The organism is Streptomyces sp. NBC_01232 (assembly GCF_035989885.1).
GTDB lineage: Bacteria > Actinomycetota > Actinomycetes > Streptomycetales > Streptomycetaceae > Streptomyces.
Genome location: NZ_CP108518.1, coordinates 7,571,669 through 7,595,267, shown reverse-complemented (window position 1 = coordinate 7,595,267; position 23,599 = coordinate 7,571,669). Strand labels below are relative to the sequence as shown.

The following is a 23,599-nucleotide window of genomic DNA, read 5'->3' as shown; positions in this document are numbered from 1 at the left end:
TCACCCCCGAACCGGCCCGCCGCGGTCAGTCGTTCCCGCAGCCCGCAGCAATACGCCGGTCACGGGGGCACATGTCCCCGGACTCAGACGGCACTCCGGGGATGGCAGGATGTGGAATAAACCTAGGCTAACCATACTCACGCCCAAGGCGGCTGGTCTACATCGCAGTCGACGCTCACGGTCTCAGCGGCGTCGCAGGGCTTGAGCCGCGAGCCTTCCGCCTACTCGTACAGCCCGTACGCCAGGCCAGTCCCAGTACGACCGATGCGGCCACCACCGTCGCGAGCCCTGCGAGGCCCGGACCAACAGGTCTCGCCGGACGGCGCGTTCGCCTGCGACGGACCGGGCGCGCGAGCAGCGAACGGTGCCCGTACCAGCGGCGAACCACCGGTGCTGTCCGGCCTGTCAGCACTGCTCCGGCGGCAGCAGCGACCGGCGCGTGGCTGCGGCCGCGCCCATGGATGCACCCGCGTCAGCATGGCCAGGGCCACAACCAGGACAGGGTCAATCGCCCTGCTCGCGCTCCAGGAGCAGGCGCCGCAATGCCTCCTCGTCGTCCCCGGACAACGAAGACACGAACCGCTTCAGCACCAGGTCACGCTGCGGCTCCCGTTCCAGCTCCTGCCGCATGCGCCCGGCTGCCAGCCCGGCGGCATCATCCGCCGCTGCGTAGGCGAAGCCCCGCCCCGCGCGGGTGCGAACGAGCGTCCCCTTCTCGTGCAGACGTGTCAGGATCGTGGTGACCGTCGTCCTGGCCAGGTCTCGTTCGAGCGCGGCATTGATCTGGTGCGGCGTCAAAGGCTCCTCTGCCGCCCATAAGATCGCCAGCACGTCCGCGACGAGCTCACCATGCGGACGCCGCGCGTCCCGTCCATTCCTCACCATCCCGGTACCGCCCCACTGCTGTCCCGGACGACTATGCCCGCGATTCGAATTTAGGTTTGCCTTATCTAACTCTATGGGCCGTGGATCGGGTCCGGCCCGGCCGTGGCCAGTTACGGGCGGGCGCGAGGCAGGCTCGGGCGCAGCGGAAGATCCGTACCGGCCGCCATCCGTCCGGAGGCCGGCTCACGGACGGCCGACGGGCGCGATGGAGGTACGGGCGACCGTCAGGGCCAGGTCCGGGGGCGGTCCCGCTCAAGGCCACATCCCGGACACTGCGGCCCCGCGCCTGCCCGCCCTTCTACGCTGGACGGATGGCACACGCACCCGGCGCGTCCCCGCGCATCGAAGGCCCGGGGGCTGACCCGGACCGTGAGCTCATCCTCACGGCCGCGCTCCGGAGGCCACCCGCCCTGCAGAGGTCGTCGCGCTGATCGCTGCGATCCCGCTCCCCGGACCGGTCATCCCAAAGGGCCCCGGAGGCCATGGGTTCAGTCCTTCCGGCGGCTGGCCGCCCAGGTGTGACGGCGCTCCCCAGGGCGGCCGTACGATCCAGGTCGGCGCCCGGCAACGCGCGCCGCTCGGCGCAGCCGCCGCCCCTGCACCCGCACCGCACCGCACCGCACCCCGGACACTCTGCTGCGCCGCCGCCCACTCCCGTATCTAGAGACGGAGCAGCCGCTATGGCCCGACTGCACTCCTACGCCACCCGCGTCACCTGGACCGGCAACCTCGGCACCGGCACCAGCCACTACCGCGCCTTCTCACGGGCACACGAAGTGGCCGCCGGAGAACTGCCGGCGATCCTGGGCAGCTCCGACCCGACCTTCCACGGCGATGCCTCGCGCTGGAACCCCGAACAACTGCTGCTCGCCGCGCTGTCCCAGTGCCACATGCTCTCCTACCTGCACTTCTGCACGGTCAACGGCGTGGTGGTCACTTCGTACGTCGACGAGGCGACCGCAACGATGGCCACCGCCGGGGACGGCGGGCAGTTCACGGAGGCCGTGGTGCACCCTCGGATCACCGTCAGCGAGGAGTCGATGGTGGTCGCGGCGCTCGCACTGCACGAGGAGGCCCACCGGGCCTGCTTCATCGCCAACTCGGTGAACTTCCCCGTCCGGCACGAACCGACCGTGACGGTGGGCTGAGCGTCCGGCCGGGCACGGCCACTCCCTTTTCCCGCGACGGACCTGGGCCGCTTCCTCCGGATCACCTCGCCGACCGGATCAAATGGCGACCAGATCAAATGGCGACCAGGGAGATGGTCGCGGTCTTGTCGTAGCGCGTGGCCAGGCCGCCCAATTGCTTGAGCCTGTTGGTGCACCGTTCGACCCCGCGTTGCGCTGCCGGCAGGCCTCGCGGCCGAAGGCCCGCCGCCGAGCCGGCCGAGTCGCTTGCGGTTGGCACCCTGGTCGGCGGGCTGCGGGATCACCGCCCGGGACGCGTAGGCCTACGGCGAGGGCGGCCGGGGCACTCGCAACAGGTCCATGACCCGGGTGGGCCCACCGGGCACCGGCCGGACCCTGCGCGCGGCCGGCACGTCCCTCGCCTCAGCGCAGGAGCCGTGCGGCTTTTCGGCGGTGGCGGCGTCCGACCGTGGGATCGTGGGCCAGGACCGCGACGACAGCGGCGGCGCGTTCGGGGTCGCGGCCGGCGAGTTCCCGGACGGCTGCCAGGCGCCAGGCGCTCTTGAGGGTCCTGTCGTGGGCGAGGGAGGCCAGCGTGTCCGCGCCGCGTGATGGTTCGAACTGTGCCAGCCCCAGGGCCGAACACAGGCGTGTCCCGATGGGCAGATCGATGTCCTCGGCCAGGCGCGCGAGCAGGTCGGGGCCGCGTTCATCGTCGACGACGGCAAGCATCGTGGCCGCGCGCATACGGACGTCGGGCGATGTGCTCGCGCTGTCGGCCAGGGCGGCGAGCGTGTCCGCACTCGGTTGGTCGCCGATCGCGGCCAGCACCGAGACGGCCAGGGCACGGTCCTGCGGCAGCAGCTTCACATCACGGGCCAGGTTGTGGAGCAGCTCCACGCCGTGCTCATCTCCGTGCTCCACCAGGAAGCCGGCGGCATCGACCCGCGCATCGTCACGGAGCCGGGTGTCAGTGGCCAGGCGGTGCAACAGCAGCAGACCGCGTGGGTCGCCGGCGCCCGCCAGCCTGTCGGCGGCCTGCACTCTCCACGGGCCGGTGGCCAGGTACGGGACCTCGGCGAGTTCGGCCAGAATGTCCGCCGCATGTTCGCCGCCGAGCCAAGCAAGGGCCTCTGCCGCGCTCACCCGGTGGTTCCTCTGGGCCTGGGAAAGAAACACCTCCGCCAGCCCAGGGTCTGTTTCCGGGTGCAGGCGGTCAGGATTCGCCCTGAGGTCCGCACGGCGTCTGTCGTCGTCGGTGATCCGGGCGAGGAAGGTGAGTGACGTCGCGGCGGCTCGGACGACGGGCTCCGGCAGACCGGTTCCCAGCCGTTTCTGCTCGGCCAGGAAGCGGCAGCCGTCCAGGTTGCGCCTGCCGGCGAGCCGCAGCAGCTTCTTCTGCACTTGGGCGGCACCGTCCGGGTCGGCCAGCAGCCGGTCCAGCAGGAAGCCGGTGTAGGACGTTTCCTTCTCACCCGGCGGAGTCCAGAACCGTTGGCCGGTGCCGAGGAGGGTGACGTCCGGAACCGGTTTCCAGGGCCAGTGCCGAGCCCACTTGTCATCGAAGAGACGGGCGGTCGCCTCGGCGCGCGCCTGCGGCGTCCGGGTGGCGTGGCGCGCGGCGCAGTATTCGAGGAGGGTCTGATGGACGAACTCGAGCTCTCCGGCGCGCTGGGTGAGCATGCCGGTGCGGAGCACGGTCTCCTTGGGTGTCATGCCTGCCGGCGATGCGCCGGGCCAGGAGCGCAGTAGGCCGGTCAGGGTCGGGCCGGCGTCCTGTTCGTTCTGTTCGTTCTGTTCGTTCTGGGGAGCCAGACGGCGGGCCGCGATGTGTCCTGCGATGTCGAGGGCGAGTTCTCCGATGCCCGGGATCTCGGGCGCGTCCTGCGCTCGTCGTTCGTGCTGCAGGAGCAGCAGTGCGGCGTACTCGTCGTAGATCCCGCCCCGGGCGCGGGGCATTCTCCGGTGATGGGCGTAGAGCTGGCACAGCAGCCCGGCGATGAGGGGGGTGCGGGCCAGCTCGGTCAGCTGTTCCATGGCCGACAGCTCGGTGATGAAGAGCTTCGTGAGTCCGACGGGATCGGGGACGGCCAGGGCCGTGAACCAGCTGTGAGCGACCCGCGACAGTTCTTCGCGTCGGAACGGCAGCAGATCGAATCGCGGAACGTGGGAGCCGAGCCGGTCCAGTTCGCCCTGTGGCAGCGGACGGGTGGCGACGACGAGCCGGTAAAGATCCGCGTCGGGTCCGTTGGCGTGCACGGCGAGGTGGCGCAGCAGGTTCTGGCGGGTTTCGGCGCGGGGTATCTCGTCGAGTCCGTCGACCAGTACCAGCCAGGGGACACCGTGCTGGGGCGGCGAGGCGAAGAGCCCTGGGATCTCGAGCTCGTACTCGCGGGACACCGCCCGGGTCAGGGCTTCCGGCAGGCTACCGCCGCGCAGGGCCTTCCCGCTCGCGATCAGGGCCTGTGCCGGGACGAGCACCGGTACGGGCGCGGCAGGTTCTTCTCCGCCCAGGCGGCGCCCGACACCTTCGGCGAGCCAGGTGCGCAGGAGGCTGGACTTGCCTGCGCCGGGACCTGCCATGACGACACAGGTGCGTGCGCCGGTCAGGATCTGGTCCGCCGGGACGGTAGCGGCGCTGGACACCAGTGGCGGGCCGTCCGCGTTGTTCCGGTCCGGCTTCTCGTCCAGGCAGCGGATCTGCTGGCGCAGGTACACCGCGCTGAGGGCCGGCACGCCGTCGTCGATGACGCCGGGATAGGGCTGGGCATCGAGTGTGGGCTCAACCGTTCTCAAGTACGTGTCCAGTTGCCCGGGCCGCTGCTCCGCATGCTGCGGGCGCCGGTCCTCGGCCTGTGCGGCCGCTTTCCGCCTGCCGCTCGGTCCGTGCGCCGCCGTGTCCGGCGCAGGACGCTGCCGCCTTGCCTGCTCCAGCAACGTCAGCAGCGGCTTCGCATCGGTCCCGAGCGCCCGCGCGAGCGCCACCACGGTGGCTTCGCTGGGCACGGTCGGCCCGTGCAGGGCCTGGCTGACGGTGGTGCGCCCCCGCCTCGCCTCACGCGCCAGCCCGGCCATCGACAGCCCACGTCTGCTCTCCAGATGCAAGAGCCTCAGCTGTGCCTTCAACTCGGCCAGGGCATCCGGCAGGCCTTCGCTCTCCCCCACCCGGCGGCTCCTTCACGGACGGCGCTGTCCTTGTTCGGATGCGTTCATCTTGGTTCACCCAGAACGCCGCCGTACGGCGCTTCGGTCATGTTGTTCCCCTCATCCGCCATCTCGGAAGGGAAGACCCCGTGACCACTTCGCCCACGCATCTGATGCTCCTGGCCCTCGGCTTGGTCGTCGCTCTCCTGCTCGCGCTGCTGGCCGCCGCCGGCGCCGCCAAGCTCGCACGCTTGGACGGCGCCACGTACCCCGCCGCTCTCGCCCGGGCCGCCTCCGCGTTCGCCGTGACGTTCACTCTCGCAGCCACCCTGACCGGGGTACTCGCGCAAGTCCTCTCGTGATCGTGACGGCCGGAGCGGCGCCGAGCGACTTCAGCAACCACCTCCGCGAGCGGGCGTGAGCGCGATCAGCGAAGCGAGCACGACTGCGGTGCCTCAGCGGCTCATTGGCGGCCCTGCTCGGCGATCATGTTGATCAGACCCTGGGCGGTGTTGTGCTCGGCGTCGATCCCCGGGACTTCTCCGCCTTCAAAGGTGGCGGGCTCGGAGCTACGGGGGAACATGGCCTGCTCGTACTCGGTGAGCGCGGCCTCGACATCGTCGGGGTGCGCGGCGAGGGCCTTTCCGAGTTCGGCGCCGTCGTACATGGCCAGGTTGGCGCCTTCGCCGTTCGGGGGCGCGAGGTGGGCGGCGTCGCCGAGCAGGGTGACTCCTGGAACCCGGTCCCACCGGTGCCCGGTGGGCAGAGCGTAGTGGGGGCGCAGGACCGGCGCCGTATCGCCGTCGGTGATCAGCGCGGTGAGTTCCGGTGCCCAGCCGTCGAACTCGGCGGCGATGGACGAGGTGGCCGCGGCGGCGTCGGTGAAGTCGATGGCGGCGAACCACTCCTGCGGCCTGCTCAGGGCTATGTAGGCGTGCAGGGTGTCTTCGCTTTCCCGGTGAGCGAAGATCTCCCTGCCCGGCGCGGGCACGATCAGCATCCCGCCGCCGACCGCTTTCGCGGCGGCCGGGTGGCGGGTGTCGGCGTGGAACAGGTACGTCTCGACGAACGACGTGCCGGCGTACTCAGGTGTGGCTTCGGAGAGCAGCGGCCGTACCCGTGACCAGGCGCCGTCCGCGCCGACCAGCAGGCCGGTGACGACGGTGCCGCCGTCGGTGAACGTCACCTCGTGGCGGCTCGGGCCGACGGTGCGGGTGCTGCTGACCTTGTGCCCCCACCGGACCGTGCCGGCCGGGAGCGAGTCGAGCAGGATCTGCCGTAACTCGCCGCGGTGCACCTCGGGGCGGCTGCCCGTGCCGTCGTCGGCCTTGTCGAACAGGACGGTCCCGTCGTGGTCGAGTACCCGCATTGCCTGGCGGCCCTCCAGGACGATGGCGTGGAAGTCGTCCATCAGGCCGGCTTCCTCGAGGGCGAGCTGTCCGTCGTAGTCGTGGATGTCGAGCAGGCCTCCCTGCGTGCGCATGGCCGGGGAGGACTCCGCCTCGTAGACCGTGGCCGGGATTCCGTGGACGTGCAGGACGCGGGCCAGAGTGAGTCCGCCGAGTCCGGCGCCGATGATCGTGACGGGCATGTGCATGGTGACTCCTGGGGATCGGGGCCGCCCAGCGAGTTCTGGTCGGCCGTTCCTGGAACCTTGCCGGACCTCACCGACAGGCCACCGACGTCGAACCGGCAGCCGCCGATGGCTGACCGACACCGCATGTCGGTCCCGACACCTGATCGAAACGGGATGCGGCCCGGCCTCCCGCCCGGTGCGACGGCGCCGGGTGCCGCATCGAGTCGCCCGGTGCCGCACCGAGAAGTGACAGCGGCCGTGAGGCCGGGCCGGGCCGGCCCGGCAGCCGCACTCCCCGGTCGAAGATCGTGCTTGGTCACAGCCGGACGGCCAGCCAGATGGTCACGGCCGCGGTTACGGTGAGTCCGGCGTTGAGTGCGATCCGGCGGTCCCGGCCGCTCAGGTGGACGGTGATCGCGCCGATTTGCAGGAGTACGAAGCCGATGGCCGCGGCCGGCGCCAGCGAGGGAGCGATGCCGGTCAGCGGCGGCAGTACCAGGCCGGTCGCGCCGAGTACTTCGACCGCGCCGAGCGCCCTGAGGGCGGGCAGGGGTATGCGGTCGACCCAGGTCATCATCGGTCGGAGTTGATCGCGGCTGCGGATCACCTTCAGGGTGCCTGCGTAGAAGTAGAAGAGCGCGAGCAGTCCCGCGACGATCCAGTAGGCGATGTTCATGGTTCCCGTTCGTGGTCCACCGGTTCACGGGGACCCGTCGATTGTGTTCCGTGTCAGAAGAGCGCCCGCGCAGGCTCGGGCAGGCCGGGGCAGATTGGGGCAGATCGGGGCAGCCGTTCGAGGGGACGCCGCCTGGCCCGCTGAAGAGAAGGGTGGCCGGGCCGGGGCGTGCCATGCCGTCGGTTTCAGTCGCGGTCGGTGGCGGGCTCGGTCGCGTAGTGGCTCATCGCGTCGATGTTGGCCTGTGGTGTCAGCGGCCGACCGCCGGCGAGCACCTCCTGGAGGTCTCGGAAGTACTGCACGTACAGGTCGGGGGTGAAGGTGCTGAGCAGGACGGCGGGCCGGTCGGTCAGGTTGGCGAAGGTGTGAGGGGTACCGGGAGGAACCATCACGAGCGTGCCCGTGGTGGCGTCGTGGTCCTCGTCCCCTACGGTGAACCGGACGGTGCCGGAGAGGACGTAGAAGCCCTCGTCGTGCAGGCCGTGGCGGTGCTGAGGCGGTCCCTGGGTGTGCGGGGCGAGGACGGACTCGGTGATCGCGAGGCGGTGCCCGGTGTGGCTGCCGTCCTCCAGGACGCGCATGCGCGTGGTGCCCAGAACGATCCTCTCGCCCTCGCCCGGACCCACCACGGACAGGGCGATTCCGGTCCGCGGCTCGGTGTTTCGTGCCTGTTCGGTCATGCTCACCAGTGCACTGCCCGAGCTGCTTCAGTGTCCAAGACCCGTTCCACGGCGCCGATACCCGGCGGGTATCGTTGCAGCGTGGAGCTTCGTACCTTGCGCTACTTCGTGGCGGTCGCCGAGGAACTGCACTTCGGCCGGGCCGCCACCCGACTGCACATGAGCCAGCCGCCGCTGAGCCGGGCGGTCAAGCGGCTGGAAGCCGAGGTCGGAGCCCTGCTCTTCGCCCGCTCGCCGACCGGCGTCACACTCACTCCGGTGGGCACGGTGCTGCTCGACGAGGCGCGGGCCCTGCTCGACCATGCCGACCGCGTCCGGGTACGCGTGAGCGCGGCGGCCGGCGCCGCGGCCATCACCATCGGCATCCTGGGCGACGGCACCGACCGGGGAGTGTCCAGGCTGGCCGCCGCCTATCGTCGAAAACACCCCGACATCGACATCCGCATCCGTGAGACCGATCTGACCGACCCGACGTGCGGGCTGCGCGCCGGACTGGTCGACGTCGCCCTGACCAGGGCGCCGTTCGACGAAACCGCCCTGACGGTCCGTACGCTGCGGACCGATCCCGTCGGCGTGGTCCTGCGCGCCGACGATCCGCTGGCCCGCCGCGACGGCCTACGACTGGCCGAGCTGAGCGACCGCCACTGGTTCCAATTCCCGCGGGGCACCGACCCCGCCTGGCAGTCGTACTGGAACGGCGGCACACCGCGCGAGGGCCCAGTGGTACGTGCCGTCCAGGAGTGTCTGCAGGCGGTGCTGTGGAACGGCACGGTCGGCCTGGCCCCGCTCGGACACGACCTGTCCGCGGAGCTGGCCGTGGTGCCGCTGACCGACATGCCTCCGAGCCGAGTGGTGGCGGCGTGGAACGAGGGCGACACCAACCCGTTGATCCGATCCTTCGTCGAGACCGCGACAACCGCCTACCGCCACACCAAGTAGGGCCAGGCGTCGCTGACTTCCAGCAGCGAGCGGCACTGCGCAGTGGTACCGCGCCCGTGGCGGCGGTCCAGCAGCCGTTCGCCTCGGCGGCCGAGGCCACCGCGTGGCGCCGCCCCCGCCGCACCCTCGGGATCGGAGCCGGAGCGCACCCCGCGGCGTCCACGCCTCCGTTCCCCTGGCCGTCGCCGCGGGTCACGCGGACGACGGGTGCGCGACGTCGGGCGGGGAGCCAGCCGCGGGCCAGAAGGCCGTCAGGGTTCCCCGGCCCGGCGTCAACGCGCGAGCTCGCTCGCAGCCGCGTTGTAGAGCCGCTCGTCGTACACGGCCGGCGGCCGGTCCGCGGCGGCGGCAGCGCCGGGCATCCCGTACGTCTCGGTGTCCGGTGACATGGTCCCTGTCCTCCCCGTACCGCTGGGGCTCAGATGTTCAGGATGATGGCGTAGGCGAGGAAGAACAGGGCGAACACCAACGCGATCAGGCAGATGAGCACCAAGGGGCCCTTGCCCCAGCCGCGTGACAGGGGCCTGTACGGTCCGGCCCCGGTACCGGTGCTCGACTCCCCGGGCGGGGTTTCGCCCGGCGGGACGCCTCCTCCTTCTCGGGCACCGGGCGGAATCAACCGGCGCGGGTCAGGGTCGGAGGCCGGGTTCGATGCGGACATGACGTGCACCTCCTCATAACCGCCCCGCCTGCCACAGGCACCGGTCCGGTCCGGCACGCAGGCACAAGGACGGGCACTCGGCGGCTACCCTCAGCCTCTCCGCTCACTCCTCGCGGATCGGCCCGTTCGACCGGTTCGACCGGTTCGGGAGTCGGAACCGTCCCCGCTACGGAGCCGGTACGGCAAGGCGGCGATGTCCTCGGGAGCCGTCACGCGACGCGCCCGACACTCCCCCAGGCGACGCAAGGCCTCCTCGGTCCGGACGCGGCTCGCCAGCCAGTCCCGCCGCACCAACGGCGCGAACACCTCGGAAGTGAACTCCTCCAACCGGACCCGCACCGCGGCAAGCTCCCCAGCCCTCATACAGCCAGCGAACGACCGAACACCCGACGTGACAAGACCTGGTGACAAGGCACTACTAGAGCCAGCCGTTGCGACGGAAGGCGCGGTGAAGAAGGCCCGAAGCCACGGCCATGAGGCACACGGCGAGCGGGTAGCCGAAGCGCCAGCCGAGTTCCGGCATGTGCGCGAAGTTCATTCCGTAGACGCCGGCGACCATGGTGGGGATCGCGAAGATCGCAGCCCAGGCGGAGATGCGCCGCATGTCGTCGTTCTGCCAGGTACCCACCCGGGCCTGTTGCGCGTCGAGGACCGAGTTCAGCAGCTCGTCGAGCGTCCGAACCTCGATGTCGGTGCGGTGGAGGTGATCGGTCACGTCACGGAAGTACGGGATCACCTTGGCCGGCCGCTCCTGCTCACCGAGCCCGTTCAGCAGGCCGGGCAGAACCGGGACCAGCGGCTGTACGGCGTCACGGAACTCGCGTACCTCCCGCTTCAGCGAGTAGATCTCCTCGGTGTGGTCGACGCGGGAGGACGAGAAGACCCGGTCCTCCAGCCGGTCGAGCGCTCCGCGTACCGTCTCGGCGGCCTCACCGTAGGCGTCGACGACGACATCGAGGACGGCATGCAGGACGGACAGCGGGCCGAAGCGCAGCATGGACGGCTCGGCGTCCAGTCGGCGGGCCGCTTCGGCAGCCGGATCCATGTCGCCGTGGCGGACGGTGAGGACGTAGCGGGGCCCGATGAAGAGCATCATCTCGCCGGTCTCCACCGCCCCTTCCTCCTCGACGTACCAGAGCGTCTTGAGCGCAATGGCCAGGACCTCGCCGAACCGCTCCTTCTTGGGGCGCTGCCGCGCCTGGACGGCGTCCTCGACGGCCAGCGGGTGCAGGCCCAGCTCCTCGGCCAGCTGGACCAGCTCCTCCTCGGACGGGTCGACCAGACGCACCCAGCCGAACTCGCCGTCGCCGAGCCCGCGCAGTCGCTTCAACACCGTTCGGCAGGCCTCGTCCTCCAGCCCGCACTCGACTGTCTCCGCCCTGCCCGACCGTTCCTGGTACAGCACACATTCCATGGATCGCGCATGCTTCAAAGCCCCGACTTCATGCCTGCCACTTCATCCCGCGGCCTCGTACAGCGCCACGACCCGGGTCCACGCGGGCTTCCGGATATCCGCAGGGCATCCGGGGCGGCCCTCGTGACGCGCCTCTCAGTCGGCACGGCCCAGTGCGGTCAGTACGCGGTCCGGCGTCAGGGGGAGTTCACGCAGACGGTGGCCCGTGGCGCGGCAGAACGCGTTTCCGATCGCGGCCGCCGTTCCGACGATGCCGATCTCGCCGATCCCCTTGCTTCCCATGGGGTTGAGGTGCTTGTCGTGTTCGTCGATCCAATGGACTTCGATGGCGGGCACGTCGGCGTGGACCGGTACGTGGTAGGAGGCGAGGTCACGCTCGGCAAAGTCGCCGAACTCCGCTTCCATCGTGCTGTGTTCGGTCAGCGCCATGCCGAGTCCCATGACCATCGCGCCTTTGAACTGCGACCGCGCGGTGAGCGCGTTGAGGATGCGGCCCGCGGCGAAGACGCCCAGCATGCGCGGTACGCGGACCTCACCGGTGGTCGTGTCGACCCGCACCTCGGCGAAGTGCGCACCGAAGGCGTGCCGGGAGTACGGGGACTTCTGCTTGGCGGACTGGGTGGTGTCGGCGGACGCGGACAGCCCCTCGGCCGGCAGGGGATGGTGGTGGCGCTCAAGGCGGGCGGTGAGGGCAGTGCAGGCGTTGTGGACGGCCCACCCCCAGGAGGCGGTGCCCGAGGAGCCTCCGGCGAGCGAGGCCGCGGGCAGGCCGGTGTGCCCGATGGCAACGGATACGCGGTCGAGCGGAACCCGCAGGGCATCGGCTGCCACCTGGGCCAGGACGGTGCGGGCGCCCGTTCCGATGTCGGTGGCGTTGATTTCGACGAGGTAGCGGCCGTCCGGGAAGGCGTGCGCACGGGCGGTGGAGGGCGCGATGAGAACGGGGTAGGTGGCGGCGGCCACTCCGCTCCCGATGAGGTGCGGTCCCTGCCGACGGGGCTCTCGGCCGGCTGCCCACCCGAAGCGCTCGGCGCCCTCGCGCAGGCACTCGACGAGGTGACGGCTGCTGAAGGGGAGGCCGCTGTCGGGCTCGGTGCGGGGTTCGTTGCGTACGCGCAGCTCGATCGGATCGATGCCGAGGGTGTCGGCGAGCTCGTCCATCGCCGACTCCAAGGCGTACATGCCCGGCGCCTCGCCGGGGGCGCGCATCCACGACGGGGTGGGTACGTCGAGGGCGACGACCCGGTGGGACGTGCGGATGTCGGGGACGGCGTACATGACGCGGGCCGGCACCGCCGCTTGTTCGACGAACTCGCGGACGCGGGAGGTGTGGGTGGTGACCTCGTGGGTCAGGGCGGTCAGGGTGCCGTCGGTCCGGGCGCCGAGCCGGATGCGGTGCAGGGTGGGCGCGCGGTGGCCGACGGTGGCGGGCAGGTGGGCGCGCGGGAGGGCGAGTTTGACGGGCCTGCCGTAGTGACGCGAGGCCATCGCCGCCAGGACCACGTGCGGCCGCGGGGTGCCCTTGCAGCCGAATCCGCCGCCGACGTGCTCGGAGACGACGGTGACCTCCTCGTCGGTCAGCTTGAGCAGTGCGGCCAGCGCCGTACGTACGGGGCCGGCGCCCTGGCTGGAGTCGTGCACGGTGAGGTGGTGGCGTTGCTCGTCCCAGTCCGCGAGGGCGGAGTGCGGTTCCATGGGGTGGTTGTGCAGGGGCGCCACCGCGTAGGCGCAGTCGATCCGTACGGGGGCGGCGGCGAGCGCCGCGTCCGGATCCCCTTGCTCGCGATGTGCGGGGTGGCCCCCGTTGGCCTCTTCGGGGGTGTAGGCGCGCCGGTGGTCGACGCTGAGGGTGACGTCGTGGGGGGCGGTCTCGTAGCTGACGCGTACCGCGGCGGCTGCGGCCCGCGCGCCCTCCAGGGAGTCGGCGACGGCCAGCGCCACGTACCAGCCGCGGTGCGGCACGGCCAGGTCCTGGAGGAGGTGCAGGGTGGGGTCGTCGGCCGCGCCGAGGCGGGGCGCGTCGTACGGGGTCAGTACGCCGAACACTCCGGGTACGGCGGTGGCGGTCGCGGTGTCGACCGAGGTGACACGGCCGCGGGCGATCGTGGCGGGCACCGGCCAGGCGTAGGCACAACCGGGCGGTGTGTGTTCGGCGGCGTACCGGGCGGCTCCGGTGACCTTCTCGCGTCCCTCGCTGCGCCGTGCCGGGCTGCCGAGGGCGGACGGGCTGTCGGGCGTGGTGGGCATCGCGGGTCCCCTTTGCAGTTGGGGCGGTCACGGCCGGGGGCGGGCGGGAGGGGCTCCGGAGGCGGAGCGGACCAGCGCCCCGAGGGCGTCGCGGGCAAGGTTGCGGGCGAGGTCGACCTTGAAGGCGTTGCCGGGCAGGGGCCGGGCCGCGGTCAGCTCCGCGTCCACGGCTTCCCGGACGGCCTCGTCGGTGGGTACGGCGCCGGTGAGCCGTTCCTCGGTGGTCCTGGCGCGCCAGGGCCGGTGGGCGAGACCGCCGAAGGCAAGGGCGACGTGGCGTACGCGGCCGTCGTCGATTTCGAGCACGGCGGCCACCGAGGCGAGCGCGAAGGCGTACGAGGCGCGGTCGCGGGCCTTGCGGTAGAGGGAGACGGCTCCGGGCGCGGCCGGGGGCAGGAGCACGGCGGTGACGATCTCGCCCGGGCGGATGACTGTGTCCCGTTCGGGGTGCTCGCCGGGGAGCCGGTGGAAGTCGGCCGCCGCCACCTCACGGGTGCCGTGCTCACCGTCGTAGAGCTCGATACCGGCGTCGAGGGCGGTGAGGGCCACTGCCATGTCCGAGGGGTGGGTGGCGATGCAGTGCGCGGAGTGGCCGAGCACGGCATGGTCGCGATGCACTCCGTTGCGGGCTGCGCAGCCGGTACCGGGTTCCCGCTTGTTGCAGGGCTTGGACACGTCCTGGAAGTACGGGCACCGGGTGCGCTGCAGCAGGTTCCCACCGGTGGTGGCGACGTTGCGCAGCTGTCCGGACGCGCCGGCCAGGAGGGCCTGGGACAGGGCGGGGTAGCGGGTCCGGACCAGGGGGTGCACGGCCAGATCGGTGTTGGACACGCCGGCTCCGACCCGGAGCGCTCCTGTGGGCAGCTCCTGGATGTCGCGAAGGGGCAGCCGGGTGAGGTCGATGAGCGCGTCGGGGGTCTCCACGCCGTGCTTCATGAGGTCGACCAGGTTCGTGCCTCCGCCGATGTAGCGGGAGCCGGGGTGGCTCGCGTAGGCGGCCGCCGCTTCCTGGAGGCTCGTGACCCGTATGTAGGCGAAGGGCTTCACGCGATCACGTCCGGCGTGGGGTCGGTGGCGGGGTCCGTTCGGGGGTCGCAGGGGCGGCGCAGGCCGCCACGGCGTCCGCGATCCCGTTGTAGGCGCCACAGCGGCAGAGGTTTCCGCTGAGCCGCTCCGCGATTTCTTCGGGGCTCAGGACGACCGGGCGGGCGGTGTCGGCTGCGGTGGCCGCTTCCGTCACGTGCGAGGGGTGTCCGGCGGCGGCTTCCCGCAGTACGCCGACGGCGGAGCAGAGCTGGCCGGGAGTGCAGTAGCCGCACTGGAAGGCGTCGTGGTCGAGGAAGGCCCGCTGAAGGGGGGTGAGGGCGCCGTCGGGGGCGGCAAGCCCTTCGACGGTGATGATCTCGGATTCGTCCAGGGTCACGGCCAGTAGCAGGCAGCTGTTGGCGCGCCGACCGTCGACGAGGACGGTGCAGGCTCCGCACTGCCCGTGGTCGCAGCCCTTCTTGGAACCGGTCAGGTCCAGCAGCTCCCGCAGGGCATCGAGAAGGGTGACGCGGTTGTCCAGGTCGAGGACGTGAGTCCGGCCGTTGACGCGGAGCACGACGCGCGATCGGAAGGGGCCGACGGGAGGGGGCCGGTCGGCCTGCTGCTGTTGCAGGGGATTGCGTATGCGTGCCGCCACAACCGTCCTCCATGTCCGGTATCGGGAGGTATGCTCTAGCACCTTCCCCGGCCCGGCCGCGCCACACGTCCCCGCCGTGACGGCCTCGCGTCGCGTCGCATTCCTCCGAGAGCGCGGGGCGGTCGTTCGGCCCTCCGGATATCGCGCGGCCCGCACCTGCAGCGGGCCGCCCCCCATCTCGCTTGGTCGAGCCCGGCGCTCCGGAACCGTCCCGCATCGACATCCGGCCCGGAGCCGGAACCTCGGCGCGAGGAGCGTGCCGGGCGCGGGGAGGGCGAGAAGGCCGGCCCCGTACCGGATGGCTTGCACTTCCGGCACATCTCGGCAGCAGGGAGCCGCTGCCGAAACCCTGCCGCACCCACCCGGCCACGCCCGGTGTTCATCCCGCTACGCCGCGTTCCCCTCGCCTGCGGCACGGATCGGTCCGCGAGCACCCCGGCGCAGCTACGTGCGAGCGGTCCGGCGAACCGCCATCTGCTCTTCGAGATGCTGCGCGAGCCTCTCGCACCCCGCCGACCCGGACGGCACCGGCCGCCTGGCCGCGTCTGCGCACCCGCAGGTCAGCCGAACTGCTTGACCGCCTGGTAGTACGTCCAGGCGAGGCTGTTGCAGGACGCCTTCTTCGTGGCGCCGTACCCGTTTGAACTGCACACCCTCTTGAGGTCCTCGTAGAACATGGTGTCCAACCGGGGCTTGTTGGGGTCGAACTGTCCGGCGGCCTTGTAGTTGCGGTAGCCGAAGTCGTGCCGGGCGCAGGAGAGGTTGAACGGGAAGCCCAGCGGGTTGTCGGGCGACGAGGAGCAGTAGTCCGTGGACCAGTCGAAGCCGTACGCCGCCCAGGAACCCTGGTTGTTGCGCGCCGAGATGAAGGCGCTGTAGCTGGTGGCGCTGGTCTGGGTCCAGCTGGACAGGACTTGGGATTTGTCGGCGGGAGCCGCCGAAGCCGTCGCTGTGGCACCGGCCCAGGCGAGCATGGTGGCGGCCGGAATGGTCAGGAATGCGGACATGCGACGTATCACTCGCTACCTCCGGGAGCTGGCGGCCCGCGATTGAGCGGGCGGCGCATCGGCAGGAGTGCATCACGTACGGCGGCATCGGCCTATGCGCATCCAGGAAGACCTGACGGTCCGACAATTACCCGTCTGCGCAAAGGACCTTCGGGAACGGATCTTCTTCCCTGCAACCCTTGCCTGTCGTGACCGCCGTCATGAATGCTGGGCTCATCTGTCAGGTGCACGACACTGATCCCGATGAAAGAGGGCCGAAACACCTCCTGGTTGCTCTTCCGCAGAGGAATGTGCGCGCGGTCGCCGCGGATGGCGGCGGGAATACCGCTTTGACCGCTGCTGCGTAATGCCGAGCCGCGTCACCATGCTGTCGGGCCGTCACCCGGTATCCACTTCACGCCAGGGGAAGGAATGTCCATGTCGAGACGCGTCGGAGCGGTCGCCGGGTGCGCGTCCGCCGCCGATGGCTGTGGCACCTCTGCCACGCTGGCGACCTCGCTGTTCACCAACGGCCAGGTCCGGCACCCGGCCCGTGCGGCCGTGGCCACGGCCGCACGGGCCGGGTGCCGGACCTGGGACGGATCGCACGTCAGGAGTTACGGCAACGTGCAGCCCTGGAAGGGTTCCCACGGCGGCCAGTTCGCCACTGAACGGCCGGACGGCCCTCGGTCAGACCGTCCTGTGGCGCCATGTCTCGCGCGACGTCAAGTGGGTGATGATCCGCGCCCCGCGGGCCGACAGCCCCGACGGCGTCGGCCGGCCGGGGTGGTACTTCATTCCCCGCGACTGCCTTCCCGCCACCCTTCCCGGACGGCCCGCCAGGCGGCTAAGGGCTGTCCCGTAATCCCCGGCGGGCGCACGACGCCAGCTACGGCACCTCGCTGCGTTGTCGGATCGCCCGAATACACCCGGTATGAGTACGACCCTCCGCCTTGCGATGCACCGCATCTGACGCCGTGCGCTGACCCACCGCGGATTACGGGACAGCCCTTAGCATCGCCGCCGAAATGACGCGGAACCACGGTTTGTTGTACCTGTATGCCCGGGCTTTCCGGGATGGGCGTGAACCGCCATGTCCGGCCGGGCCGGAAGGCCCTTGAGTCTCTCCCGCAGGTCGGCGATCACCCCCTCGGCGTTCGCGAATTGGCATCTATGTGCTGGAAATTACCAGTCAGAGCTCGGGCCGCCCGCTCCATTCTGGTGCGATTCGGGCGTTCCTCCGGTGTCGATAGAGGTGTGTCACATCAACGGTTCCAAACTCGTCCGGCAGTTGAAGGCGCGACGTGACGTCACTGTCTCGAAGGTCCTCGAAATGACGGCGAGCGAAATCCCCAAAGTGGCGCAGCTGCATGCGAAACGCCCCAAAGAGATCCCGGCTGAACTGGATTTCGCTACGGTCCGCATGCTCGACATGTTCGACAACGGCCGAGCTCCCCTCCTCGACTCCGATCTTGAGGTCTTCCGGAACATGGGGGCGCGCCGGTGCCTTTTCGACTCGTTCTCCGCGTCCGACGTGCGAGACGCATTCGAGGTGGGGCATCTGGCCGGCCTGCGAGACGTTCTGTCGGTGGCGAACTCCGAGAACTACGCAGAGTTCGCAAAGCTGATCACGTACGGGGCTCAGGAGAACGCCCGGATCCTCGCGGCCGCCATGGCGGGCTACCACGACACGGCTCGCGTCGAACGGGGAGAGACCATCCAGGCCCGCCGTCAGCTCCTTGCCGAAGTGCTACGCGCGTCGACCGAGTCCGCGGCGATGGCCGCGGCGGCGGGCATCCTCCTCCCCGAGGGCTATCTCATCCTCATTTGCAGGTTCTTGCAGGAGGAGGGAGCCCTCGACCGTGCGCTGGACGCGAGCCGGGGCGTGCTCGGGTCTTCGCCCGGAATCCTCTGGTCCACCGAGGCCCGGCGGGACGAGATGCTGGTGCTGCTACCGGTGAACGGTGACGAGGACGCCGCGGAAGCGCTGTCCGCCGAGCTGGTGACCGCAGCATCTCGAAAGGTGCGATCCGTACGTGCCGCCCAGGCCCTGGCCACCACGGTGGGATCGGTACCCGAAACGCTGCGAGAGCTGCGGCAGATCATGTCCGTGGTGGTGGCGATGCCCGATGCACAGGCGCGCCCCTACAAGGCGGCCGAACTGGTGATAGAGCTCGCCATCTCCCGACAGCCGGCACTGCAGAACCGCCTCGTCGACTTCCTGGGACCGCTCGAAAGGGGGACCGATCTGCGTCTCACCCTCGACGAGCTGTTCTTCCACGAGCTGGACCGGGAACGGACCGCCAATGCGTTGAACATCCACCGAAGAACCCTGAGTTACCGCCTCCAGAAAATCCGGGAGTTCAGCGGGCTCGATCCCAGCAGTCCGCACGGCATCCAGCTCCTTCGGGCGGCGATGACGGCCGCGAACCTTTCTTCCTCCAGGGTCGACGACTCCGACGCTCCTCCTCACCACCCGTCCCTCGATTCACGCGTCCCTCCGATCAACGAACCAGGGAGAAGCCCCTCATGACCCATCGCCTCTTCACACCGTTCCTGGCCGTGCTGCTGGTCGCCGTGAGCCTGTTCGTCACCACCGTGGCCACGGCGGGAGCCGCCCATGCCGACGGCTGCTTCACCTGGACGCGCACCCTGGCACGGGGATCCTCCGGGGCGGACGTCACCCAGTTGCAGATCCGGGTCGCGGGCTATCCCGGCTCCGGAGGAGTCCTCGGCATCGACGGCGCCTTCGGCCCCGCGACAGCGGCCGCGGTCACCCGCTTCCAGCAGGCCTACGGGCTGCCCGCCAACGGCGTCGCCGACAGCGCCACCTTCAGCAAGATCTACGCCCTGCAGGACAACGACTGCACACCCGTCAACTTCTCGTACGCGGAACTGAACGACTGCAACACCACATGGTCCGGAGGCGCGGTCTCCGCTGCCACGGCCAAGTCCAACGCCCTGCGCACCATGTGGAAGCTGCAGGCCATGCGGCACGCGCTCGGCGATGCGCCGATCACAGTGACCAGCGGCTTCCGCTCACGCGCCTGCAACGCGGCGGTCGGCGGCGCAGCCGACAGCCGCCACCTGTACGGAGACTCGGCTGACCTCGCGGCCGGACCGCATTCCCTGTGCAAGCTGGCCCAGGCCGCACGCAACCACGGATTCGCCGGCATCCTCGGGCCGGGCTACCCGGGCCACGACGACCACACCCACGTGGACCACCGGCCGAGCCGATTCTGGTCGGCGCCCTCCTGCGGCATCTGATCCGGGGCCTCCCCGTCGGCCGCGTCGGGTGAGAGGAGAAAGCCCCCCCCCACGGGTGGGGCCTTCTGGAGCGAACCCGCCGCATGCTGCCCTTTCCCCCGGCAGCGTGCGGCAGGTTCGCCCGCACGACGGGCTGCCGCCCGGATCCGTACGGCACCTTGGCACCCCGCGCCCCGGCCCCCTCCCCGGCCCCCTCCCCGGCCGGGAACCCGGGCCGCCCGGCAAGCCCTCGGCGTCGGCGCTCATACCGCCGTCCCCGGGCAACGAGTCCCGACGGCAGCAGCCCGACTCCCCTTCGCCCTCCAGCCCGATCAGCCGGCAAGGACTCGTGTGCGTCCCCCGCGTTCCTGCACGCCGGGGCAGCCGCTCCGCCTGCACCCCTGCCTCACCGGCCCCGTTCCATCGCCTCACCCCGGCCGACCAACTCACCTCGCCGGCGGACCGACTCCGTACGCCGCACCCCGTCCGGGCGCGACAGACCCGTCACCCAGGACCACGAGACGATCCGGGGGCCTCCCGGACGCCGGCCGGGTCGGCCCGAGGGGCATCGGCGACGGCCGCCGGCTGAATACGCTCGGGAGCTCCATGGCCCGGCATCCGGCTCTGCCCGTCCCGGAGTCCGGCCCCGGCCGGAGCAGTCCGGGCACAGGACCCGGATCCCTCCGCTTCCGCACCCGGGCGCTTCACCCGGCCGGCATGCCGCCCCAGGCGGCCACAGGCGCCAGGCACGCCCATAGCGGACGCGGCCACGTCGCGGTGCGTCAATGCCAGCAGGACGGCCGGACGCGAAGCAGCTCGGTCCGCAGCACGGGGGTGCCGTCGACCGGTGCCGGGTCGTCCGCAGTCGGCTCGATGCCTCCGGCGCCGACTTTGTCGAGTGTTTTGAGGCCGTCGGCGCCGACCGTGCCGAACACCGTGTAGTTCGGTCGCAGCGCGGAGTCGCCGTAAACGACGAAGAACTGTGAACCATTCGTACCCGGCCCGGCGTTGGCCATCGCCAGCAGGCCGCGCCCATAGAGACGGCGCGCGCCGGTCGGATCGGTCGGCGCCGGCGGCAGGTCCACCGGCAGCTCGTCCTTGTACTTGTAGCCGGGCCCGCCCTCACCCGTACCGGTCGGGTCGCCGCACTGCAGAACCTTCAGCGTCGGATACGCCGTCAGACGGTGGCACACCGTGCGGTCGTAGAACCCATGCCGTGCCAGGTGCAGGAAACTCTGGACCGTGCACGGCGCCTTGGCCCGGTCCAAGTGCAGCGGGAGCGCGCCCCGGCTGGTCGGAACAGCCATATCGACCGTGCCACGACTGGGGGTGCGCCGCGGGTCGGGCGGCAGCGGAACAGTGCGCGCCGGTGGCTCGTCCGGGGTCTGCGTGTACTGGCAAGGGCCGTGCGTGGTGCGCGGCGGAGCGCCGTCGGAAGCGGTGGCGACACTCCCGCCGGACACGACCAACGCCACGGCCGCGAATGTACTGATGAGTGTTCGGTTCATCTTGCACGCCCTCCCGATGATCGCCAGGTTCTGGAGCGGTCGCAGTCTAGGGCGCGGTTCGGGCGGCGGCAGTGCAACTTCCGGCCGATCAGCGGCGCCACAGCCCGGCTCAGGTCTGCTGTGCCCTCGGACTGCGGTCGGCCTTCCCGCACTTCGCGCGAGTGCCTATCGTCTTTTCCATGGCGAACGGGGTGTACCACACCAAGTACGGCATCACGATCAATCTGACCTTCGAAGACTTGGGCCACCCGGGAACGGCATAGCGCCTCTCTGGGTGACCGGCGACGCATCTTCGGAGATCATCGATCGCGCACCCTGGACCAGGGTCGACGACGTGCCCTGGCAGCGCATCGTCTCGCCCTTGGCGATGATCGTCCGAGGCGGTGTACGGCACCTTCAGATCTGGAAGTGCACCGCGACCAGCGAGCGATCCTGCCCTGAAGCTGGTTCCCCCTGCGGCAAATTCCACAGTGGCTGGTTCCTGCCCGCCCTGTGCGTCCCGCAGGAACGCGCTACCGCTCTGGATGAACTCGTCGTGACCAGTGCCGACGGAGAACACGTGGCCGTGCGGGTCCGCAACATCCCCCCTACCGAGCCCCCAGCCGTCCGGTGCAGATGCGCCGTCTGTCCGTCCGCGAACGTGCCGTCATCGCGATGGAACTTGGCTGCCCCGCATGGGAGATCGGACCGTGCATGCTCTGCGCGGAGCCGATTCACCGATACGGCCGGTCGAGCGGCCTCGCCTGCGTCAGCTGCCGGGCCACAGCCTTGAGCAGGTAGCCGGTCAGCGCCGTGGACGACGCCACGAACCTCCTGAGAGACCTACGCGACCAGGTCAGCAGTACCACCATGGCCAACTCTGTTGGATGATCGGGTGAGTTGGGCCCCTGTTCGAGACCGCCATAGGAGGAAGCCGTCCAGGAGGGCCAGGGCAAATCCCTCAGCTGTGCTGGCTTCGGCACTGGCTCGGCGAGAGCCCGAGGGCACGCTGGAGTGCGCGGCGCATCGCTTCCGTGGTGGAGTAACCGCTGGAGGAAGCGACGTGCCCGACATCGTCCTGCGTGTCCTCCAGTAGGCGTCGCACAGTTTCTAGGCGTGTGTGCGCCACATAGCACCCTGGGGTGGTTCCCGTTCCGCTGGAAAACGAGCGTGTGAACTGGCGAGGCGACAGGTTCGCCCGGTGAGCCAACGCCTCCACGGACAGGTCCGCGTCGGGGTGATCGGCAATCCGCTGCTGAATCTCGCGCAACACCGGACGCTCTGCGATCTGGGCTCGCATCTGGGCGCTGAACTGCGACTGCCCACCCGAGCGGCGCAGAAAGACGACCATGTAACGAGCCACCATCATCGCTGCGTCACGCCCAATGCCCGCCTCCACAAAGGCAAGAGCCAAGTCAATCGCAGCCATCGCACCGGCGGCCGTACAGACAGTGCCGTCCTGGACGAAGATCGGGGTCGGGTCCACCGATACATCGGGGTACCGCTTCGCCAATTCCTCGGGCGACTCCAGTGCGTCGTCACACGCCTGCCGGCGAGCACCCCGGCCTCGGCCAAGAGAACGCGCCCGTGCACACCGACACCACGCGCTGAGACTTCGGCGCGTGGTCGCGCAGCCACTGGACGACCTCAGGATCGCAGTCGGTCGGTCCCGTCAGGTACCTCGTGCCTCCCGGAACGATCAGAATGTCAGGTGCAACAGCCTCGGCCAGGTCTCCGTCCGCCCCCAGCGTCACACCGGAAGGTGCCTCCACGGCGCCGCCTCCCGAGCTGCGACAGCCCTTCTGAGCACTTCGCCGGTGCCGCACGGACAGGTTCGCGCGGTCATCGCCCGTCAAGCATGCTCGACCTCGTCGCGCTGCTCCACGATCTTGGCCAAGCGGGCCAGCATCCCCCTGTGCCGAAGCTGCAGCAGGGCCTCGACGGCGGGGTTGTGAAGAGCTCCGCCCAAGCCGCGCAGAGGGTGCTCGTCGCACACGACCAAGGTCTCCTCGCCCCACGGCCTCAGCTGCAGGAAGATCCTCGCCGTGCCCAAAGCCTTGAAAGCCGCCTCCAGTTCAAGCTCACGGCCTGCCACCTGGTGCCTGACTGTTGTGACCCCTTCAGTCGACCACGGGCCCAGTCGCACGGTGTAGAGGAGCTGGGAGCCGACTTCGGGCCAGGCCTGATCAAGTGGCGTGGACTCGGAGGGTCCCACCACCCACTCCCCGTAGCAGTTTGGGTCGGCGAGTACCGTCCAGACGGCCGGTGGCAAACGGTGAATCAGCTGGTTTCGTACGGCCATGAGCAGGTCCTTCTCGCGTAAGCGACGATCGGACTCGGAGGACTTACCGAAGCCGCCTCGTGCCGTCGACAGCGCGATCGCAGCACGAGAGGGGGAGTACGGCTTCACCGTGCACGGCACACTCGCCGGCTCATGCCGAGCGGCGCTACCCGGCGCTGCGCTTGCCGGGCGGATCCTGGGGGTCCACGCCCGTCGTGGCCGACGCGTCCTTCGTTCCGCTGGGCCGCTGGGACCGACCGCGGGGGCCCAAGTCGTGCATGCCCTTCTCCCCGGAGCCCTTGCTCTGATCTTCGCCTCGTGTGCCGTGGCTCTTAGTCGGCTTGCCGTGGGGGTTCCCGGCTTCTTCCTTGGAGACCGTACGTCCGGGGCCCTTGTCCGGGGCGTATTGGTCCGGGTGGAAGGAACGGTGGGCGCTCGGGTTCTCCTGCTGACGGGTCTCGTCCACATCGGGGGACCAGCCGTGCTGCTTGGTGCCCTCGTGAGGACTCGGTCCCTTGCCGTGCTTCGGCTGGGACGGCTTCGGCTGCTTTGTCATGGCCTGGCCT

The 23,599-nt window shown here is 70.3% G+C and carries 20 protein-coding genes and 1 pseudogene; 5 read left to right on the top strand and 16 right to left on the bottom strand.

Annotation, left to right across the window (positions count from 1 at the left end):
• Nucleotides 1-504: 504 nt before the first annotated feature.
• Nucleotides 505-885, bottom strand: a complete 381-nt coding sequence (locus OG444_RS35005) for a BlaI/MecI/CopY family transcriptional regulator (RefSeq protein ID WP_327265877.1) — start codon at nt 883-885, stop codon at nt 505-507.
• 680 nt (nt 886-1,565) lie between these two features.
• Between OG444_RS35005 and OG444_RS35000 the strand changes: the two genes are divergently transcribed.
• Complete coding sequence (locus OG444_RS35000) at nt 1,566-2,033, top strand: OsmC family protein (RefSeq protein ID WP_327265876.1); 468 nt, start codon at nt 1,566-1,568, stop codon at nt 2,031-2,033.
• A 118-nt stretch (nt 2,034-2,151) separates the two neighbouring features.
• Here OG444_RS35000 and OG444_RS40855 read toward each other — a convergent pair.
• Together OG444_RS40855 and OG444_RS34995 are read right to left on the bottom strand one after the other, a co-directional pair.
• Nucleotides 2,152-2,323, bottom strand: a pseudogene (locus OG444_RS40855) (IS5/IS1182 family transposase); the annotation flags it as partial.
• A gap of 112 nt (nt 2,324-2,435) precedes the next feature.
• Nucleotides 2,436-5,177, bottom strand: coding sequence for an NACHT domain-containing protein (locus OG444_RS34995; RefSeq protein WP_327265875.1), 2,742 nt, complete (start codon nt 5,175-5,177; stop codon nt 2,436-2,438).
• Between the two features lie 128 nt (nt 5,178-5,305).
• On the opposite strand from OG444_RS34995, the gene OG444_RS34990 reads away from it, so the two are divergent.
• On the top strand, nt 5,306-5,518 hold the full coding sequence (locus tag OG444_RS34990; RefSeq protein WP_327265874.1) for a hypothetical protein: 213 nt from the start codon (nt 5,306-5,308) through the stop codon (nt 5,516-5,518).
• A gap of 101 nt (nt 5,519-5,619) precedes the next feature.
• Here OG444_RS34990 and OG444_RS34985 read toward each other — a convergent pair whose 3' ends face one another.
• The 3 genes from OG444_RS34985 to OG444_RS34975 all read right to left on the bottom strand — a co-directional run bounded on the left by OG444_RS34985 (nt 5,620) and on the right by OG444_RS34975 (nt 8,088).
• Nucleotides 5,620-6,753 (bottom strand): FAD-dependent oxidoreductase, encoded by a 1,134-nt coding sequence (locus tag OG444_RS34985; RefSeq protein ID WP_327265873.1) that lies wholly within the window; start codon nt 6,751-6,753, stop codon nt 5,620-5,622.
• 295 nt (nt 6,754-7,048) lie between these two features.
• The gene (locus tag OG444_RS34980; protein WP_327265872.1) at nt 7,049-7,408 is read right to left on the bottom strand and encodes a DoxX family protein; all 360 of its coding nucleotides are present in this window, start codon (nt 7,406-7,408) and stop codon (nt 7,049-7,051) included.
• Nucleotides 7,409-7,593: 185 nt separating this feature from the next.
• Nucleotides 7,594-8,088 carry a cupin domain-containing protein gene (locus OG444_RS34975; RefSeq protein ID WP_327265871.1) on the bottom strand — a complete coding sequence of 165 codons (495 nt, stop codon included), beginning with the start codon at nt 8,086-8,088 and terminating at the stop codon, nt 7,594-7,596.
• 81 nt (nt 8,089-8,169) lie between these two features.
• Here OG444_RS34975 and OG444_RS34970 point away from each other — a divergent pair, with 81 nt between their 5' ends.
• Complete coding sequence (locus tag OG444_RS34970; protein WP_327265870.1) at nt 8,170-9,027, top strand: LysR family transcriptional regulator; 858 nt, start codon at nt 8,170-8,172, stop codon at nt 9,025-9,027.
• Between the two features lie 418 nt (nt 9,028-9,445).
• On the opposite strand, the gene OG444_RS34965 is transcribed toward OG444_RS34970, so the two are convergent.
• The 6 genes from OG444_RS34965 to OG444_RS34940 all read right to left on the bottom strand — a co-directional run bounded on the left by OG444_RS34965 (nt 9,446) and on the right by OG444_RS34940 (nt 16,007).
• Nucleotides 9,446-9,688, bottom strand: coding sequence for a DUF6480 family protein (locus OG444_RS34965; RefSeq protein ID WP_327265869.1), 243 nt, complete (start codon nt 9,686-9,688; stop codon nt 9,446-9,448).
• Nucleotides 9,689-10,106: 418 nt separating this feature from the next.
• A complete protein-coding gene (locus OG444_RS34960) occupies nt 10,107-11,102 on the bottom strand; it encodes a magnesium and cobalt transport protein CorA (protein WP_327265868.1) in 996 nt (331 codons plus the stop codon).
• A 135-nt stretch (nt 11,103-11,237) separates the two neighbouring features.
• Nucleotides 11,238-13,349: a xanthine dehydrogenase family protein molybdopterin-binding subunit gene (locus OG444_RS34955; protein ID WP_327265867.1), complete on the bottom strand. Its 2,112-nt coding sequence runs from the start codon at nt 13,347-13,349 to the stop codon at nt 11,238-11,240.
• A gap of 27 nt (nt 13,350-13,376) precedes the next feature.
• The gene (locus OG444_RS34950; protein ID WP_327265866.1) at nt 13,377-14,396 is read right to left on the bottom strand and encodes an FAD binding domain-containing protein; all 1,020 of its coding nucleotides are present in this window, start codon (nt 14,394-14,396) and stop codon (nt 13,377-13,379) included.
• 4 nt (nt 14,397-14,400) lie between these two features.
• Nucleotides 14,401-15,021 (bottom strand): 2Fe-2S iron-sulfur cluster-binding protein, encoded by a 621-nt coding sequence (locus tag OG444_RS34945; protein ID WP_442810795.1) that lies wholly within the window; start codon nt 15,019-15,021, stop codon nt 14,401-14,403.
• Nucleotides 15,022-15,593: 572 nt separating this feature from the next.
• Nucleotides 15,594-16,007, bottom strand: coding sequence for a phospholipase (locus tag OG444_RS34940; protein ID WP_327267026.1), 414 nt, complete (start codon nt 16,005-16,007; stop codon nt 15,594-15,596).
• Between the two features lie 1,255 nt (nt 16,008-17,262).
• On the opposite strand from OG444_RS34940, the gene OG444_RS34935 reads away from it, so the two are divergent.
• Nucleotides 17,263-18,552, top strand: a complete 1,290-nt coding sequence (locus OG444_RS34935) for a PucR family transcriptional regulator (protein WP_327265865.1) — start codon at nt 17,263-17,265, stop codon at nt 18,550-18,552.
• Nucleotides 18,549-19,286, top strand: a complete 738-nt coding sequence (locus tag OG444_RS34930) for a D-Ala-D-Ala carboxypeptidase family metallohydrolase (RefSeq protein WP_327265864.1) — start codon at nt 18,549-18,551, stop codon at nt 19,284-19,286. Before OG444_RS34935 ends, OG444_RS34930 begins: the two co-directional genes overlap by 4 nt.
• A gap of 761 nt (nt 19,287-20,047) precedes the next feature.
• Here the strand turns inward: OG444_RS34930 and OG444_RS34925 are convergent.
• From OG444_RS34925 to OG444_RS34910, 4 genes are all read right to left on the bottom strand, one after another.
• Nucleotides 20,048-20,773 (bottom strand): peptidylprolyl isomerase, encoded by a 726-nt coding sequence (locus OG444_RS34925; protein ID WP_327265863.1) that lies wholly within the window; start codon nt 20,771-20,773, stop codon nt 20,048-20,050.
• A gap of 940 nt (nt 20,774-21,713) precedes the next feature.
• Nucleotides 21,714-22,238: a GlxA family transcriptional regulator gene (locus OG444_RS34920; RefSeq protein ID WP_327265862.1), complete on the bottom strand. Its 525-nt coding sequence runs from the start codon at nt 22,236-22,238 to the stop codon at nt 21,714-21,716.
• 366 nt (nt 22,239-22,604) lie between these two features.
• Nucleotides 22,605-23,054, bottom strand: a complete 450-nt coding sequence (locus OG444_RS34915) for an SRPBCC family protein (RefSeq protein WP_327265861.1) — start codon at nt 23,052-23,054, stop codon at nt 22,605-22,607.
• Nucleotides 23,055-23,199: 145 nt separating this feature from the next.
• Nucleotides 23,200-23,589 (bottom strand): hypothetical protein, encoded by a 390-nt coding sequence (locus OG444_RS34910; RefSeq protein WP_327265860.1) that lies wholly within the window; start codon nt 23,587-23,589, stop codon nt 23,200-23,202.
• Between the last annotated feature and the right edge of the window lie 10 nt (nt 23,590-23,599).

What these genes read in the sequence shown, in the direction of transcription:
- OG444_RS34965 (WP_327265869.1), bottom strand. Translation starts at nt 9,688, where the DNA reads ATGTCCGCATCGAACCCGGCCTCCGACCCTGACCCGCGCCGGTTGATT.
- OG444_RS34915 (WP_327265861.1), bottom strand. Translation starts at nt 23,054, where the DNA reads ATGGCCGTACGAAACCAGCTGATTCACCGTTTGCCACCGGCCGTCTGG.
- OG444_RS34975 (WP_327265871.1), bottom strand. Translation starts at nt 8,088, where the DNA reads ATGACCGAACAGGCACGAAACACCGAGCCGCGGACCGGAATCGCCCTG.
- OG444_RS34985 (WP_327265873.1), bottom strand. Translation starts at nt 6,753, where the DNA reads ATGCACATGCCCGTCACGATCATCGGCGCCGGACTCGGCGGACTCACT.
- OG444_RS35005 (WP_327265877.1), bottom strand. Translation starts at nt 885, where the DNA reads ATGGTGAGGAATGGACGGGACGCGCGGCGTCCGCATGGTGAGCTCGTC.
- OG444_RS34960 (WP_327265868.1), bottom strand. Translation starts at nt 11,102, where the DNA reads ATGGAATGTGTGCTGTACCAGGAACGGTCGGGCAGGGCGGAGACAGTC.
- OG444_RS34910 (WP_327265860.1), bottom strand. Translation starts at nt 23,589, where the DNA reads ATGACAAAGCAGCCGAAGCCGTCCCAGCCGAAGCACGGCAAGGGACCG.
- OG444_RS34955 (WP_327265867.1), bottom strand. Translation starts at nt 13,349, where the DNA reads ATGCCCACCACGCCCGACAGCCCGTCCGCCCTCGGCAGCCCGGCACGG.
- OG444_RS34940 (WP_327267026.1), bottom strand. Translation starts at nt 16,007, where the DNA reads ATGCTCGCCTGGGCCGGTGCCACAGCGACGGCTTCGGCGGCTCCCGCC.
- OG444_RS34925 (WP_327265863.1), bottom strand. Translation starts at nt 20,773, where the DNA reads ATGAACCGAACACTCATCAGTACATTCGCGGCCGTGGCGTTGGTCGTG.
- OG444_RS34930 (WP_327265864.1), top strand. Translation starts at nt 18,549, where the DNA reads ATGACCCATCGCCTCTTCACACCGTTCCTGGCCGTGCTGCTGGTCGCC.
- OG444_RS34980 (WP_327265872.1), bottom strand. Translation starts at nt 7,408, where the DNA reads ATGAACATCGCCTACTGGATCGTCGCGGGACTGCTCGCGCTCTTCTAC.
- OG444_RS35000 (WP_327265876.1), top strand. Translation starts at nt 1,566, where the DNA reads ATGGCCCGACTGCACTCCTACGCCACCCGCGTCACCTGGACCGGCAAC.